13 protein-coding genes are annotated in these 13,968 nt (G+C 67.5%); 10 read left to right on the plus strand and 3 right to left on the minus strand.

The window, feature by feature from the left end; translation table 11 throughout:
- Positions 1-11 precede the first annotated feature (11 nt).
- The 4 genes from ACJMKX_RS09980 to ACJMKX_RS09995 all read left to right on the plus strand — a co-directional run bounded on the left by ACJMKX_RS09980 (position 12) and on the right by ACJMKX_RS09995 (position 3,742).
- A complete protein-coding gene (locus ACJMKX_RS09980; protein WP_405224370.1) occupies positions 12-1,145 on the plus strand; it encodes an acyl-CoA dehydrogenase family protein in 1,134 nt (377 codons plus the stop codon).
- Positions 1,146-1,242: 97 nt separating this feature from the next.
- Positions 1,243-1,995: a queuosine precursor transporter gene (locus ACJMKX_RS09985; protein ID WP_405224373.1), complete on the plus strand. Its 753-nt coding sequence runs from the start codon at positions 1,243-1,245 to the stop codon at positions 1,993-1,995.
- 62 nt (positions 1,996-2,057) lie between these two features.
- Positions 2,058-2,852: an SAM hydrolase/SAM-dependent halogenase family protein gene (locus ACJMKX_RS09990; protein ID WP_405224376.1), complete on the plus strand. Its 795-nt coding sequence runs from the start codon at positions 2,058-2,060 to the stop codon at positions 2,850-2,852.
- Between the two features lie 74 nt (positions 2,853-2,926).
- Complete coding sequence (locus tag ACJMKX_RS09995) at positions 2,927-3,742, plus strand: IclR family transcriptional regulator domain-containing protein (RefSeq protein ID WP_405224379.1); 816 nt, start codon at positions 2,927-2,929, stop codon at positions 3,740-3,742.
- A 39-nt stretch (positions 3,743-3,781) separates the two neighbouring features.
- Here ACJMKX_RS09995 and ACJMKX_RS10000 read toward each other — a convergent pair whose 3' ends face one another.
- Entirely contained in the window at positions 3,782-4,618 is an 837-nt protein-coding gene (locus tag ACJMKX_RS10000) for an alpha/beta fold hydrolase (RefSeq protein WP_405224382.1), read from the minus strand.
- Positions 4,618-5,385 carry a citryl-CoA lyase gene (locus tag ACJMKX_RS10005; protein WP_405224385.1) on the minus strand — a complete coding sequence of 256 codons (768 nt, stop codon included), beginning with the start codon at positions 5,383-5,385 and terminating at the stop codon, positions 4,618-4,620. Before ACJMKX_RS10005 ends, ACJMKX_RS10000 begins: the two co-directional genes overlap by 1 nt.
- A 108-nt stretch (positions 5,386-5,493) precedes the next feature.
- Between ACJMKX_RS10005 and ACJMKX_RS10010 the strand changes: the two genes are divergently transcribed.
- From ACJMKX_RS10010 to ACJMKX_RS10035, 6 genes are all read left to right on the plus strand, one after another.
- Complete coding sequence (locus tag ACJMKX_RS10010) at positions 5,494-7,719, plus strand: TonB-dependent receptor (protein WP_405224388.1); 2,226 nt, start codon at positions 5,494-5,496, stop codon at positions 7,717-7,719.
- A 41-nt stretch (positions 7,720-7,760) separates the two neighbouring features.
- Positions 7,761-8,300 carry a VOC family protein gene (locus ACJMKX_RS10015; RefSeq protein ID WP_405224390.1) on the plus strand — a complete coding sequence of 180 codons (540 nt, stop codon included), beginning with the start codon at positions 7,761-7,763 and terminating at the stop codon, positions 8,298-8,300.
- A gap of 143 nt (positions 8,301-8,443) precedes the next feature.
- Positions 8,444-9,028, plus strand: coding sequence for a flavodoxin family protein (locus tag ACJMKX_RS10020; protein WP_405224393.1), 585 nt, complete (start codon positions 8,444-8,446; stop codon positions 9,026-9,028).
- A gap of 46 nt (positions 9,029-9,074) precedes the next feature.
- Positions 9,075-10,415: a phenylacetate--CoA ligase family protein gene (locus ACJMKX_RS10025; protein WP_405224395.1), complete on the plus strand. Its 1,341-nt coding sequence runs from the start codon at positions 9,075-9,077 to the stop codon at positions 10,413-10,415.
- Between the two features lie 19 nt (positions 10,416-10,434).
- Positions 10,435-11,469: a uroporphyrinogen decarboxylase family protein gene (locus tag ACJMKX_RS10030; protein ID WP_405224398.1), complete on the plus strand. Its 1,035-nt coding sequence runs from the start codon at positions 10,435-10,437 to the stop codon at positions 11,467-11,469.
- Positions 11,470-11,482: 13 nt separating this feature from the next.
- Positions 11,483-12,631: a cobalamin-independent methionine synthase II family protein gene (locus ACJMKX_RS10035; RefSeq protein WP_405224401.1), complete on the plus strand. Its 1,149-nt coding sequence runs from the start codon at positions 11,483-11,485 to the stop codon at positions 12,629-12,631.
- 33 nt (positions 12,632-12,664) lie between these two features.
- Here ACJMKX_RS10035 and ACJMKX_RS10040 read toward each other — a convergent pair whose 3' ends face one another.
- Positions 12,665-13,945, minus strand: a complete 1,281-nt coding sequence (locus ACJMKX_RS10040; RefSeq protein ID WP_405224404.1) for a glycosyltransferase — start codon at positions 13,943-13,945, stop codon at positions 12,665-12,667.
- Positions 13,946-13,968: the final 23 nt, after the last annotated feature.

The raw sequence follows: 13,968 nt of genomic DNA on the forward strand, positions 1-13,968 counted from the left end.
AGATATCGAGCATGGACTTTGCAATCACCGAAGAACAGTCACTGCTGCAGGACAGCGTGGCGAAATTCATCGACAACGACTACGACTTCGAGAAGCGCATGAAGCACTCGGAGAGCGAGCTGGGCTACAGCGCCGAGGATTGGCAGGAATTCGCCAACCTGGGCTGGACCGCCGTGCCCTTCCCCGAGGAGGACGGCGGTCTGGACGGCGGTCCGGTGGAACTGATGCTGATCATGGAGCAGTTCGGCCGCGGCCTGGTCGTCGAGCCGTATCTCGCCAGCATCGTGCTGGCCGGCGGCGCGTTGCGGCGCACGGCCGACGAGGCGCAGAAGGCCGACTGGCTGATGCCGCTGATCGAAGGATCGAAGACCGGCGCCCTCGCCTACCTGGAGCCCCAGAGCCGCTACCGCCTCGCCGACGTCGCGCTGAGCGCGAAGAAGGACGGCGATGACTACGTGCTGAACGGCGAGAAGGGCGTGGTGCTGAACGGTGCCACGGCCGACGTGCTGGTGGTGAGCGCGCGCACGACGGGCGGGCAGAAGGACGAGGACGGCATCAGCCTGTTCGTACTTGCCGCGGACAGCGACGGCGTGAAGCGGCGCGGCTATGCCACCGTCGACGGCCAGAAAGGTGCGGAGATCACCTTCAAGGACGTCCGCGTGCCCGCCGCGCAGCGGCTCGGCGAGGAAGGCAAGGCATACCCGGTCCTGCAGTCGGTGCTCCAGGAGGCCACGCTGGCCGTCTGCGCCGAGGCCGTGGGCATCATGGAGAAGCTGAACCACAAGACCCTCGAGTACACCAAGAGCCGGGTCCAGTTCGGCGTGCCCATTGCCGCGTTCCAGGCGCTGCAGCACCGCATGGTGGAGATGTTCATGCTCTACGAGCAGACCAAGTCGCTGCTGCTGTGGGCGGTGATGGCGCAGGACAGCGAGGACGCCGATGAGGCCCGCCGGGCGATCAGTGCCATCAAGTACCAGGTGGGCACGGCCGGCCGCCAGATCGGCGAGGAAGCCGTCCAGCTGCACGGCGGCATGGGCGTCACCTGGGAGCTGGACGTCGCCCACTACTTCAAGCGGCTGACGGTGATCAACACGCTGTTCGGCAACGCCGACTTCCACGTCGAGCGCTACGCCGGCCTGATGTGAGCGACAGGGAGCGCGGGTGCCCGCGGCCTGCGGCTGCGGGCACCCTCTCCAGATCTGCCGCTCCCCGTTCTGCCGCTTCCCGTTCTGCGGATAGTCCATGTTCCCCGAAGCACTGTCCGCCTTCTTCGCCGCGAACCAGGAGGCACTCTGGCTGACCACACTGGCGGCCGACCTCGCCTTCACCGTCATCCTGTTCCGCCTGTTCGGCCGCGCCGGACTGCAGGCGGCGATCGTCACCGCGATCATCCTCGCCAACCTGCAGGGGCCGAAGCTCACCGAGATATTCGGCCTGCAGACCAGTCTCGGCGTTATCTTCTACTCCAGCATCTTCTTCGCCACGGACGTCCTGAGCGAGAACTACGGCCGGAAGGCGGCCAACCAGGCGGTGCGGCTGGGGTTCTTCGTGAGCGTGATCATCGTCATCATGCTGAGCCTGGGCCTGCAGTATCTGCCGTCCAACGACCCGAAGACCGCCGCGTTCTCCCGCGAAGTCCACGAGGCCTTCGTCACCATCCTGGATTTCACGCCCCGCTTCGTGGCCGGCTCGCTGCTCGCCTACCTCATCAGCCAGAGCTTCGACGTCTGGGCCTTCCACCGCATCCGCCAGGCCACCGGCGGGCGCTGGCTCTGGCTGCGCAACAACGGTTCCACCATGGCCTCCCAGGCGCTCGATACCACGCTGTATTCGCTGGTGGTGTGGTGGGGTGTGGTCGATCTCGCCACCGCCCTGCAGCTGGGCGCCGCCAAGTACGTATTCAAGCTCGCCATCGCCGTCATCGACACGCCGTTCATCTACTGGGCGCGCTGGTGGCACCGGTCCCGGCGCACGGCGGACCCGGCCGCCGCCTGACTGCCCGCCTGGCCGCCGCTGGGTTAAGCTAGTCGCTTCGTATCGAGGGAGAGCGCGCAGCGATGGCTTCCGGCGTCGTCACCATCACCACGGATTTCGGCCACAAGGGGCCCTTCGTCGGCGTCATGAAGGGGGTGATCCTGGCGCGCTTCCGGGATGCGAAGATCGTCGACCTCACCCACGAGATCCCGGTGCACTGGCCCGCGGAAGCCGGTTTCTGGCTGCAGCGCTCCTATTATTATTTCTCGCCGGGCACGGTGCACGTAGCGGTGGTGGACCCCGGCGTGGGCACCGAGCGTGACATCATCGTCGCCGAGGCCGATCGCCACGTCTTCCTGGCCCCGGACAACGGCCTGCTGGCGCCACTGCTCGACACGGTCGCCGACGCCGCGGTGCACCGGGTGGACACCGCCGGCCTGGAGTCGCTGTCGCTGCCGCCGGCCAGCGCCACCTTCCACGGCCGGGACATCTTCGCGCCGCTGGCCGCGGAGCTCGCGTCGGACCGTCTGGCGCCCTCGGATCTGGGTCCCCGTGCGGACGACTGGACCCCCGGCTGGCTGGACGAGCCGGAGAGCGCCAACGGCCGCGTCGTCGGCGTGGTCGTGACGGTGGACAACTTCGGCAACCTGATCACGAACATCGGCGAGGAATACCTGGAGAGTTTCGAACGGCCGCTGATTCTCGCCGGCGGCCACGAGTTCGAATTGCAGGAGACCTACGGGCGCTCGAAACCCGGCGAGTATCTCGCGCTGGTGAACTCCTTCGGCGTGCTGGAGATCGCGCGGGCGGAGTCGAACGCCGCCGCCGGGCTGGGCCTGGACCGGGGCGCGCCAGTTCGCATCATGGAGGCCGGCTGAGCGCACGCGGCTAACACTCCGCGCCGAAACCGTACTACCATCCCGGCTCGTCCCGAGGTCGACGCCACCCATTCATGCCGAATGAAAATCCCCGCAGCGACGGCGAATACCTGAGCACCCTGGCACGGGGGCTGACGGTGCTGCGCTCGTTCACCAAGGAGCGTCCCGAGATGAGTCTCAGCGAGGTCGCAGCCGCCACCTCGCTCAGCCCGGCCGTCGCCCGGCGCTGCCTGAATACGCTGGTGCACCTGGGTTATGTGGGCAAGAAAGGCAAGCGCTTCCTGCTGACGCCGGAGGTGATCGGCTTCGCGTCCGCGTTCCTCGAGTCCATGAATGTGGAAGAAGTCATCCGGCCGTACCTGCAGGAGGTACGCGACCGCACCGGCGACAGCTCGTCGCTGGCCGTCCTGTCCCGGCAGAACATCCTCTACCTGGTGCACGTCTCCACCAACCGCATGGTTCGGCTTGCCGCCGGCGTGGGCACCCGCTTCCCCGCGTACTGCACCTCACTCGGCCGCGTGCTGCTCGCCCATCAGCCTGACGACGTGCTCGAGTCGCTGCTGGCGGAGATGCGACCGGAGAAGTTCACCGACAAGACCGAGACCTCGGTGCCGGCGCTGCGAAAGATACTGGGCGAGGTACGCCGATGCAGCTACGCCTCCATCCAGGATGAACTCGACTACGGCATCGTCTCGGTGGCGGTGCCGGTGCGCATGGACGATGGCACCGTGATCGCGGCCATCAACTGCTCGACCGCCACCACGCGGGTGAACGAGGCGGAGATGGTGGAGACCCGGCTGCCGCACCTGCGTCGTGCCGCCGACAGGATCGAGACTGAGCTGCGCCGCTACCCCGTCCTGGTCCACTCGATCCGCGGCGCCGCGGACTGAGCCGCCGCGGCCGTCATTGCCGCAATCGCCGCAATTGACTCAATCGCCGCAATCGACGTCGCGGCAGAATTCCCGCACCGCCCGGTTGTAGGCATCCGGCTCGCTGAGATTGCCGAGATGTCCACTGGCACTCAGCACTACCTCGCGGGCACCGGGCACCTTCTCGACGAGCAGCCGGGCGAGGCGGCGCCGCGCCTCCGTCTCGCGGGCTCCGGTCAGGACCAGCAGAGGCAGTCCGGCGCCGGCCACGGCGCCGAGCACATCGTTGGACCGGGCATAGGCTTCCGGACGGAAGCGCACGAGATCCTCGCCACGGTAATCCGCCAGCATCTGTCGCAGCAGCGTCTCCGCTTCCGGGTGACCCTCGCCGACCCGCATCATGGGATGACACAGCCAGCGGCGCCGGACCTCGTCCATACGGCCCTCGGCCGCCAGTGCGGCGTACTCGGCGACCGGGATACGCTCGGCATCCGGGCCGCCCGGGTCCTCGCCGTCCACCGCGGCGCCCTGCAGGATCAGGGAACGCAGCCGACCGGGATGCCGTGCCGCGTAACGCAGGGCGATGCGTCCGCCCTGGGACATGCCGAGCAGGTGAAAAGGACCGCCGATCAGCTGCCGGGCGATGGCGTCGATGTCCCCCGTTTCCCGTAAGAGGTCGGGCTCGCCCTCGGACAGGCCGAAGCCTCGGCGGTCAAAGGCGATCACGCGGTAATCCCGCGACAGGGCCTCTATCTGGGGGCGGAACACGCGGTGATCCATCGCCCAGCCGTGCACCAGCAGTAACGGTGCTCCGACGCCGACCGCCTCGACGTGGAGTCGCGCGCCGTCCGCGACCACCTCGTGGGAGCGGCTGCCCACCGGCGCCTCCGCCGCCATCACGGCTCGTAGTCGACGGCCTCCTGGGCCGCCTCCCAGATCGCCGGGGCCGCCGGCTCGGACATCTCCTCGAATACGTGCCCCACCAGCCCGGCGCAGCGGGCGGTCAGCACCACCCCGCGCATGAGCCGGGAGGGGATGCCGGCCTCCGCCATGGCCCCCGCCATCGCCGCGCTGATGTTGGTCACCAGCGGCTTGCCCAGTTCTTCGCGCAGCGCATCCTGCAGCAGATACATCGCATCGATGGCCTCGCCGCCGGCACCGGCCGCGCCGACGATCTCCAGCAGCCGCTCGACGCGCGGGTCTTTCGTCTGGTGGATGGGATGACCGAAGCCGGGTATCGGCCGACGGATGCTGCGATAGCTCCGCACCTCCTCGATGGCCTTCGCCTTGCGCTCTGACTCGTCCGCCGCGAGGATACGCTCCAGCACGGCGCCGCACTCGCCCGCCGTGCCGGCATAGCGGTCGCCAACCCCCAGCAGGCCGGCCACCACCGCGCCCTGGAAGGACTCCGGCGCCCCGTAGTGCGTGAGCCGGCTCACCACCGCCGAGGGCACCATGCCGTGCTCCATGATCGTGACCATGACCGCATCGACGATGCGCACCTGGGTCTCCGTGGGTTCCTTGCCGAGCGCCTGCAGCAGCATCAGCTGAGTGAAGCTGTAGCTGCCCATGATGTCGGTCACGAGATTCCGGCCGCGGATCAGGATGTTGTCCGCGTCGTAGCCGCAGATGCCCGTGTGGCCCGTCGTGGTCTCGTCTGCCATGGTCTCCCCTCCGTCGATACTTTTTCGCATATCGAAGTTGAATTCGTTATGCGAAAATTATAGCATCCACGTCATCCTGTCCAAAAACAGCTCGGGGGAGAGTCAAGAATGAAGCTATCGACCAGGATCGCTGTGTGCCTGCTGGCACCCACGCTCGCCGTGCCCTTCGTCGAGGTCCGCGCCCAGGGGCAGGTCATCGAGGAAGTGGTGGTCACTGCCCGTAAACGCGCGGAGTCGCTGGAGGACATTCCGGTCTCCGCGCGGGCGTTCACCGCCGACGAGATCGAGTCCGCCGGCATCAACACGCCGCAGGACTTCATCCAGCTGACGCCGAACGTGACGCTGGTCCAGACTCAGAACGCGGGCAACTCCTTCATCAACATCCGCGGCGTCTCCCAGGCGCGCAACAGTGAGATGTCGGCGGCAGTCCTCGTGGACGGCGTCCTGATGGCCAACCCGGCCCAGTTCAACCAGCAACTGTTTGACATCCAGCAGATCGAGGTACTGCGCGGGCCCCAGGGCGCGCTGTACGGGCGTAACGCCATCGGCGGCGCCATCACCATCGTGACCAAGCAGCCGACCGACGAGCTGGAAGGCCGCATGGAACTCGGCGCCGACGACGGCCCGGGCTTCACCGCCCGCGGTGCGGTCAGCGGCCCGATCGGCGGCAGCGAGACGCTCAAGTTCCGTGCCTCCGCTTCCTACGTGGACACGGACGGCTGGATCGAGAACGAATTCCTGGACGAGGAAGCCGATCCCTACCGGGACATCTCCGGCCGCTTCAAGCTGCTGTGGGAACCGACGGACCGCTTCTCCGCAGACCTGCGGCTGTCCGCGTCGCAGCTCGACACCCAGGCGCTGTACTTCGTGATCGGCCCGGAGGCGGACGACACCGACATCCCGGTACGCGTCAACAACCCGGGCAAGAACGAGCGCGACCTCTACAACGCCACGCTGAAGCTCGACTACGAGGCCGACTTCGGCACGTTCACTTCCATCACTGCCTATGACGATCTCGAGGAACTGCTGACCGGCGACCAGTTCAACTTCGTGCCCCGGGAGGAGTCCGTGGTCAACTTCTTCGACTTCGCCCCGCTCATCCGCGATCTGACCGGCGACGAGTTCGTGGACCTCAGCCAGACCCAGTACCTCGAATCCGACGCCATCAGCCAGGAGTTCCGCTTCACCTCGCCGGCCGAGAACCGCCTGCGCTGGATCGCCGGCACCTACTTCATCCAGACGGACCGGTTCATCTCCACCGGCAACATGATCGACCGCGGCAACGGCGTGCCCGACGTCACCACCGAGCCGCGCGTCTCGGTGTTCGTCGACCCCACGGACCCGAGCCCCCAGTTCGGCCTGCTGGTGGACGAGCAGGACAACTTCGCCTGGGCGGTCTTCGGCGAGGTCGCCTACGACCTCACGGACACCTTCGAGGCGTCGGTATCCCTGCGCTACGACGAGGACGAGCGCGAGAACACCACGCTGACCGAGCCGCTGTACGACCCGACGGGCGGTCTGACGACTTTCGGCGAGGTGCGCAAGGAGACCTGGGACGCCTGGCAGCCCAAGGTCACGCTGACCTGGCAGCCGAGCGACACCATGACGGTCTATGGCGGCTACAGCCGCGGCTTCCGGAGTGGCGGCTTCAACCAGTCCGGCGTGGGCGGCGCGGTGCCCGAGCCCGGCGTGGAAGACATCTTCGAGGAGCAGATCGCGGACACCTGGGAGGCCGGCATCAAGGGCTCGTTCTGGGGCGGCCGCGCCAGCGGCTCCGCGAGCGTCTACTACACCGACTTCGAGAACGCCTACTTCTTCTTCTTCGATCCGGGCACCAGCACGCAGAACCTGGGCAGCATCCCCGAGGTCACCTACCAGGGTCTGGAGATCGAAGGCAGCGCGCTCGTGACGGACAACCTCAGCGTGAATTTCGGTCTTGGCTACACCGACAGCGAGATCGAGCGCGCCGCGGATCCCGCCGACAACGGCAATCAGGCGCCGCTCGTCTCCGAGTACACGCTCAATCTGGGCGTGCTCTATCAGCGGCCCACCGAGCTCTTCGGCGGCGTGAACGCCGTCGTGCGGGTCGACTACCAGCGCACCGGCGACACCTGGTGGGACCCGGGCAATATCTCCGTGCGCAGCCCTTATGATCTGGTCGACGTGCGTGTCGGCGTGGAGATGCCGGACGACTGGTCGGTGATGCTGTGGGCGAAGAACGCCTTCGATGAGGAATACAATACCGAGTTCTCGCCGGGTCCCGTGCCGGGGGCGAACTTCCTCTGGCCGGGCATGCCCAGGCGCTGGGGCGTCGAGTTCTCCAAGCGCTTCTGAGCGGACCCGAAGCAGACGGAACAGACGAGGAGTTTCAGACCATGCAAGCACCGAGAGTAAATTCCCGACTCCACCACAACGCCCACGTCACCCGCGACCTGGAAGCCGTGCGCCACTTCTACGAGGACATCATCGGCTTCCCGCTGACCGCCACCTGGTGCGAGAAGACCGATCTGTTCGGCAAGGAGCGGGTCTACGCGCACTGCTTCTTCGACATCGGCGACGGCGAGGCACTGGCCTTCTTCCAGTTCGCCGACGATGACGATGCCGAGGAGTTCGGCCCCGAGCTGCCGCTGTCCGGCTTCCGCCACCTCGCGCTGAAGGTGGACCAGGAGAGCCAGGACGGCATCCGGGAACGCCTCGAGGCCGCCGGCTACAAGGAGCCCGACATGTACATCCTCAATCACGGCTACTGCTATTCGCTGTACGTGTTCGATCCGGCCAAACTGCTGGTGGAATTCACCGTCGACCACCCGGACGTGGACCAGATCAACGCCGACCAGCTGCCGAAGGCGCATAGTGAACTGAAGCGCTGGCTGGCCGGCGATCACACGCCGAACAACGAGCAGTACCACCGCTAGTCGAACCGCGGCCGCCTGAACGGCGGCCGGCACCGCGGGCTCCCCGCCATGAGGCCGGAGGACACGGACTCCGGCCCGCGGACCCGCTCGGCCCGGCACCGGGGAAGAGTTCCGAACACCAGCGAGACACCGAGAGAGGAATCATGTCCACGAAGATCTGCATCGTCCATCACAGCGGTTACGGCCACACCGCGAAGCAGGCGGCCGCCGTCGCCGAAGGCATCCGCCGCGTCGACGGCGTCGAGTGCATCGAGCTCACCGTCACGGAGCTGGAGGACACCGAGGCCCCGGGCTGGTCCGAACTGGACGAGGCCGCCGCCATCGTCTTCGGCAGCCCCACCTACATGGGCAGCGCGTCGGCCGACATGAAGCGTTTCATGGAGGCGACGTCCGGGCGCTGGATGGAGCAGAAGTGGGCGGACAAGCTCGCCGCCGGCTTCACCAACTCCGGCTCCCAGAACGGCGACAAGCAGAACACGCTGGTCTCCTTCCTCACCCTCGCCGCCCAGCACGGCATGGTCTGGGTGAATCTCAATCTGCTGCCGGGCAACAACAGCTCGAAGGGCAGCGTGGACGACGTGAACCGGCTGGGCGGCTCGCTGGGCGCCATGGCCCAGTCGAACGTGGACGAAGGTCCCGACGTCTGCCCGCCCGAGGCCGATCTGGAGACAGCGCGCCGCCTGGGTCAACGCGTCGCCGAGTGCTCGCTGCGCTGGAACCGCGGCTGAGCGCATCCCGACACAACAGGACCCGACACAACAAAGGTGGTCCCCGATGATTTATGACAAGGGAACAGAGACGCGCCCGGTAGAGGAGCAGTTCGCCCTCGACCGGAAGACCTATCGGCGCCAGGTCGCCTACCTGTTCGAGCATTCCACCTTCTATCAGCAGAAGTTGCGCGAGGCCGGCTTCGACGACGCGGGCGCCGTGGGCGAGCTGGATGAGATCGCGCAACTGCCCTTCACCGAGAAGGACGAGCTGCGTGCGACCCAGGCCGATGCCCCGCCCTTCGGCGAGCACCTGGCGGCACTGCCGGAAAAGCTGATGCGGGTATTCAGCACCAGCGGGACGACCGGCGTGCCCTGCTATCTCGGGCTGACCCGTAACGACGTGGACGTCTACGCCACCAACGTCGCCCGAGGCTACACCGCGGCCGGTTTCTCGGCGGGCCAGCGCATCGCCGTCGGCTTCAACGCAGGACCGTTCGTCGCCGGCGCCGTCTACTACGGCTTCGACAAGATCGGCTGCACCGTCATCCCGGTCGGCACCGGCAACACGGAGCGCCTGGTCACGGCCATCCGCAACCTGAAGGCCACCGGCGTGAGCTGCACGCCCTCCTACGGCCTGTATCTCATCGACTGGTGTCAGGAGAACGGCATCGACACCCGCTCCCTGGGCCTCACCAACATGATCACCGCCGGCGAGCCCGGCGGCGGCGACCCGCTGGTGCGCGGGCGCATCGAGGAGGCGTTCGGCTGCAAGGTGCGCGAGTCCATGGGTATCGGCGACATCTCGCTCTCTGCCTGGGCGGAGGACGACGACGGCAACGGCATGCATTTCATGGCGCGCGGCTACGTCCACGTGGAACTGATCGATCCCGCCAGCGGCGAGCCCATCCCCTGGGAAGACGGCGCGGAAGGAGAACTCGTCTACACCGCCCTGCAGCGCGAGGCCATGCCCCTGCTGCGCTTCCGCAGCCGTGACCACGTGGTGGTCAACATGCAGGACAACCCCACCGGCCGCACCGGGCCGCGCATCCGCTGTGTCGGGCGCACCGACGACATGCTGATCGTGCGCGGCGTGAACCTCTTCCCCTCCGCCATTCGCAGCCTGCTGCAGGACTTCGCACCGGACGTCGGCGGCCTGCTGCAGGTGCGACCGAGGGAGCGTGGGGTGCTGCAGTCGCCGCCACTGCCGGTGGTCGTCGAACTCGGCGAGGGCATGTCGAGCGCGCCGGAAGGACTGGCCGACCGCATCCGGCAGGAGATCCGCTCGCGCCTGCTGGTGACCACCGAGGTCGAGCTGGTGCCCTACGGCACCCTGCCCCGGGAGACGTACAAGTCCAAACTGATAGACTACTCTGACGCCGACAAGAAGGAGGCCGCCTCGGGCTGAAAAACCCGGGTTTTCATCCATGGCATCCAGACTACCGCTGTTCCCCTGCACCATCGTCGGCAGCTATCCGCAGCCGGACTGGCTCATCGACCGGCAAAAGCTCTCGGGACGCTTTCCTCCCCGCACCCGTGCGCAAGAGCTCTGGCGTATCGACGAACAGTTCCTGCAGCAGGCCCAGGACGACGCCACCCGCATCGCTATCCAGGATCAGGAGCGAGCCGGGCTCGACATCGTCTCCGACGGCGAGATCCGCCGGGAGAGCTACTCCAACCACTTCGCCACCGCGCTGGACGGCATCGACCTCGACAACCCGGGCGAGGCTCTGGACCGCAGCGGCGAGCCGGTGTTCGTGCCCCGGATCGTCGGACCGATCCGCCGCCGGCATCCGGTGGGAGTCGACAACCTTCGCTTCCTGCGGGCGAATACCGACCGGGCGGTGAAGTTCACCGTGCCGGATCCGTTCACCATGGCACAGCAGGCGCAGAACGAGCACTACGCGACGGACCGGGAAGCCGCGCTCGCCTACGCCGACGCCGTGAACGCCGAGATCCGCGACCTGTTCGCGGCCGGGGCCGACGTCGTGCAGATCGACGAGCCCTACATGCAGGCCCGACCCGATCAGGCCCGGGAGTATGGCATCGAGGCCCTGAACCGCGCGCTGGACGGCGTCGACGGACAGACCTGCGTGCACATCTGCTTCGGCTATGCGGCCCTGATCCACGAGCGGCCCGAGGGTTACTCCTTCCTGCCCGAGTTCTCCGGCGCCTGCTGCAGCCAGGTCTCCATCGAGACCGGCCAGTCCAACCTGGACTGTTCCGTGCTCGAGTCCCTGCCGGGCAAGGACATCCTGCTCGGCGTGCTGGACCTCTCGAGCAACGAGGTGGAGTCGGTCGAGACTATAAAGGAGCGGGTCCGCCGGGCGCTGCAGCACGTCGACGCCGAACGCATCGTTCTGGCCCCGGATTGCGGCATGAAGTACCTGAGCCGCGAGGCGGCATTCGGCAAGCTCGCGGCCATGTCGAAAGCCGCGGCCGAATTGCGCGCCGAGGCCTGAAGGAGAAGAGACGATGAGCACCGGCGCCGACCGCATACTGACGACCCACACCGGCAGCCTGCCCCGCCCGGACGATCTCATCCGCATCATGTGGGCGAAGGGCGACGGCATCCCGGTGGACGAGGAGGCGCTCGCCGAGCGCGTGGCGAGTGCCGTGCAGGAGATGGTGGACCGCCAGGCCGCCGCGGGCATCGGCATCGTCAACGACGGCGAGATGTCCAAGCCGAGCTACGCCACCTATGTGAAGGACCGGCTGCACGGTTTCGGCGGCGAGTCCGTGCAGGACTACTTTTTCGGCGACCTGGTCGACTACCCGAGGAGCGCGGAGATCGTGGCCGCCAATCCCGGCCGCCGCAAGCGCTCGGCGCCCGCCTGCAACGCCCCGATCTCGGTGAAGGACACCGAGGCGGCGGCACTCGACATGGTGAATCTCACGAATTCGGCGAAGGACGCCGACGTGGCGGGCATCTTCTCCAGCGCGGCCTCCCCCGGCGTGGTCACCATCTTCTTCGGCAACGAGTACTACGAGAGCGACGAGGAGTACGTCTTCGCCGTCGCCGAGGCCATGCGCCACGAGTACGAGGCGATCGCCGCGGCCGGCGCGTACGTGCAGCTGGACTGCCCGGACCTCGCCATGGGCCGGCACTCGGCTTACGCGGACATGGACCTCGCGCAGTACCGCAGGCGCGTCGCCATGAACATCGAGGCGCTGAACCATGCCGTGCGCAACATTCCCGAAGAGAAGCTGCGCATGCACCTGTGCTGGGGCAACTATCCCGGCCCGCATCACTGCGACGTGGCGATGGGCGAGATCATCGATCTGGTCTGGAAGGCCAAGCCGCGCACGATCCTGTTCGAGGCCGCGAACCCCCGCCACGCTCACGAGTGGACCCTGTTCGAGACGGTCCAGGTGCCGGACGACAAGATCCTCTGTCCCGGCTGCATCGAACCGCAGTCCAACTACATCGAGCACCCGGAGCTGGTGGCCCAGCGCATCGAGCGCTACGCGCGGCTGGTCGGCCGCGACCGCGTGATGGCCGGCGTCGACTGCGGCTTCAGCGTGCACGTGGGCATGCAGGGCATCGACCCGGACGTAGCCTGGGGCAAGCTCGCCTCCCTCGCCGAAGGCGCGGCGATCGCGACCGACCGCCTCTGGAGCTGAGCGGCCGCCGGAGCTCGCCGGCGTGAAACAGCGTTATCCCGGGCTCCGCTCCGCCAGGCGCTCGAGCAGACGCACTGCACGGCCGACGCCGTCCTCTCCGCGAATCTGCGCACCCAGCTCTGCAGCGCGCCGACCGATTGCGGCATCGGTACAGGCATGCTCGATGGCGCTGGCCAGCCCGGCAGCGCTCAACCTCTTCTGCGGAATCGGGTCGGGACCCGCTCCGAGCTCCCGGACACGCCGGCCCCAGAAGGGTTGGTCACCGAAAAAGGGGCAGATCACGGTCGGCCGTCCGGCTCTCAGGCCGGCCGCCGTGGTGCCGGCGCCGCCGTGGTGGACAGTGGCGGCGACCCGGGGCAGCAGCCAGTCGTAAGGCACGGCATCGATCACGTACACGTCGTCCGGCACGGCCTCGGGCGCCAGTCCGCCCCACCCCGTCACCAGGATGCAGCGCCGGCCCGTCCGTGCGATCGCCTCGAGCACGATGCCCGCGGTCCGCGCCGGGTCCCGCCCGGCCATGCTGCCGAAGCCGACGTGGACCGGCGGCGGTCCGGCATCCAGGAAGTCCCTCAGTCCGGCCGGCGGCGACCACGCCGCGGCCCGGTCGAGGAACCAGTAGCCGGTGACGTAGACATGGTCGGGCCAGTCGTCCGGGCGCGGGAGGACGTTCTCGCTGTAGCAATGCAGTACCGGGACCGCATCACCATCGCCGCGTCGCAGCAGACCGAGACCCGCGGCCGGCGGCAGACCCTGCGCGCGCCTCCATTCGCTGACGAACTTCCCGCCGATCCGGTCGGCGGCGGCATGCACCACCCTGTAGGTGAGACGGTTGTATGAGCGGCCAAGCGGGAGTCGCGGGAAGCCGAGCGCGGGAAATGCACTCGTCGGCACGAACTGCGGCAGCGGCATGGCCAGGACGGAGGGAACGCCGAGCTTCTCGGCGTAATGAGCTCCCGCCATCTTGGAATTGAACAGGATCAGGTCCGGGTCGACTGATCTCGCCGCGTCCCATCCTTCTGCCAGCATCGAGCGCTGGATGTCGCTGCTCTCGCGCATGAGCCGCGGGACCATGCGGATGGCGCGGAAGAAGCTGCCCATGTCTTCGATCGCGCCGCGGCCCACCTCGGTATCCAGCAGGTCGACCAGACCGCTGTTGAGATAGACGTATTCGAGGCCGCGCTGCGCGACGAAGCCACGGAAACAGTCACAGGTATTGAGCGCGACGCGGTGACCCGCACGCAGCAGGCCCTGGCCCAGCGCGACATAGGGCTCGACGTCGCCCCGGGAACCGGCGGTCTGGATCAGGATATTCAAAGTGGAACCCAGGTCGTCATGAC

It is taken from the genome of Lentisalinibacter sediminis (assembly GCF_040706615.1).
Lineage (GTDB): Bacteria > Pseudomonadota > Gammaproteobacteria > Steroidobacterales > Woeseiaceae > Lentisalinibacter > Lentisalinibacter sediminis.

Coding starts and splice junctions, on each gene's coding strand:
- ACJMKX_RS09985 (WP_405224373.1), top strand. CDS start 1,243: ATGTTCCCCGAAGCACTGTCCGCCTTCTTCGCCGCGAACCAGGAGGCA.
- ACJMKX_RS09990 (WP_405224376.1), top strand. CDS start 2,058: ATGGCTTCCGGCGTCGTCACCATCACCACGGATTTCGGCCACAAGGGG.
- ACJMKX_RS10005 (WP_405224385.1), bottom strand. CDS start 5,385: ATGGCAGACGAGACCACGACGGGCCACACGGGCATCTGCGGCTACGAC.
- ACJMKX_RS10020 (WP_405224393.1), top strand. CDS start 8,444: ATGTCCACGAAGATCTGCATCGTCCATCACAGCGGTTACGGCCACACC.
- ACJMKX_RS10030 (WP_405224398.1), top strand. CDS start 10,435: ATGGCATCCAGACTACCGCTGTTCCCCTGCACCATCGTCGGCAGCTAT.
- ACJMKX_RS10025 (WP_405224395.1), top strand. CDS start 9,075: ATGATTTATGACAAGGGAACAGAGACGCGCCCGGTAGAGGAGCAGTTC.
- ACJMKX_RS10010 (WP_405224388.1), top strand. CDS start 5,494: ATGAAGCTATCGACCAGGATCGCTGTGTGCCTGCTGGCACCCACGCTC.
- ACJMKX_RS10000 (WP_405224382.1), bottom strand. CDS start 4,618: ATGGCGGCGGAGGCGCCGGTGGGCAGCCGCTCCCACGAGGTGGTCGCG.
- ACJMKX_RS09980 (WP_405224370.1), top strand. CDS start 12: ATGGACTTTGCAATCACCGAAGAACAGTCACTGCTGCAGGACAGCGTG.
- ACJMKX_RS10015 (WP_405224390.1), top strand. CDS start 7,761: ATGCAAGCACCGAGAGTAAATTCCCGACTCCACCACAACGCCCACGTC.
- ACJMKX_RS10035 (WP_405224401.1), top strand. CDS start 11,483: ATGAGCACCGGCGCCGACCGCATACTGACGACCCACACCGGCAGCCTG.
- ACJMKX_RS09995 (WP_405224379.1), top strand. CDS start 2,927: ATGCCGAATGAAAATCCCCGCAGCGACGGCGAATACCTGAGCACCCTG.